Genomic DNA, 1,187 nt, shown 5'->3' with positions numbered 1-1,187 from the left:
GCGGATGCCTTTCTCGCTGCGGATGCGGGCGCGTTCGCGGCGTTGGGCGGCCAGTACGTCGGGGTGGCGGGCGTGAGTGTTGCGCCAGCGTAGGTAGGCGTGCAGGGCCCGGGTCTGGACGGTGTGGTTGGGGTGGTTGGAGTTGGCCAGGGTGAACTGGCGCAACGGTCCGAAGTGCGCCTCGATCGGGTTGGCCCAGGAGGCGTAGGTCGGGGTGAACAGCAGCCTGACCTTGTTCTTCTTGGCCCAGGCTCGGATGCGCCAGTTCTTGTGCGCCGACAGGTTGTCCAGGATGACGTAGATCGGGGCGCGGTCCGGGCGGGCGGCCCGAATCGACTTCAGGGCAGCCCAGGTGTGGTCGATGCCCTTGCGGGTTCGGTTGACGCCCCACAGCAGGTCGTCGCCGACGGAATAGCAGCCGTGGAAGTAGGTGACGCCCTGGGTGCGGCGGTAGGTGGCCGGCAACCGGTTCGGCTCACCGGCGGGTGCCCAGCCGGTTCCGGCGGTGGGCCGGATGCCGAGCGGACCGAACTCGTCGAAGGCGAAGGTGCGCTCGGCGCGGTGGGTGAGGGCGTACTCGATCTCCTCCAGCTTCGCGTCGAAGTCCGCATCGGGTGAGTCCTTCCAGGTCTTGGTGCGCTGGAAGGTGATCCCGTGCCGGTGCAGCAGGATGCGTAACGCCTCCCGGCCAAGCGCGATGGCCCGGCCGGGCAAGCGGCGCAGATAGTGCAGGAGCTTGCGGATGGACCAGCGGGTGAACGGCTGGCCGAGCTTGTTCGGGCGAGTGGTGGCCGTCGCCGCGATGAACTCTTCGTCGTCAGGACTGAGCAGGCGGGGACGACCTCCCGCCCACTGAGGGTCCAAGCAAGCCAGACCGATCTCGTTGAACCGGTGAATCACATCGCGCACGGTGTCCTCATCAGCCTGCACCAGCCGGGCGATGACCGGGACGGTGTTGCCGCCGGCCGAGGCCAGCAGGATCATCGCCCGCCGATACCGCACCGTGCTCATCGTGCCGCGTCGCACGATGCGCTGCAGTTTCTGCCCCTCTTGGTCCGAGAGCCTGCGGACCTTGACCGGTTGTGTCACCGGGCCTCCCAGCTGCTGGAACGAGCGTGATCAGCTCATCCAATCGGCAGGACCGTCCTACACGCCAACCCGGTGATCGTTTCCGGTCACAGCACTAG

General features: G+C 67.5%; 1 protein-coding gene. It reads right to left on the bottom strand.

Annotated elements, in window-relative coordinates; all coding sequences use genetic code 11:
- Nucleotides 1–1,089 (bottom strand): IS630 family transposase (locus ACWDXC_RS45270; protein WP_449993265.1); only part of this gene is annotated, 1,089 nt, incomplete at its 3' end.
- Nucleotides 1,090–1,187 lie beyond the last annotated feature (98 nt).

The organism is Nonomuraea sp. NPDC003214 (assembly GCF_053590035.1).
Note: the sequence above shows the minus strand (reverse complement) of the source record. Positions and strands in the feature narration are given on the sequence as shown.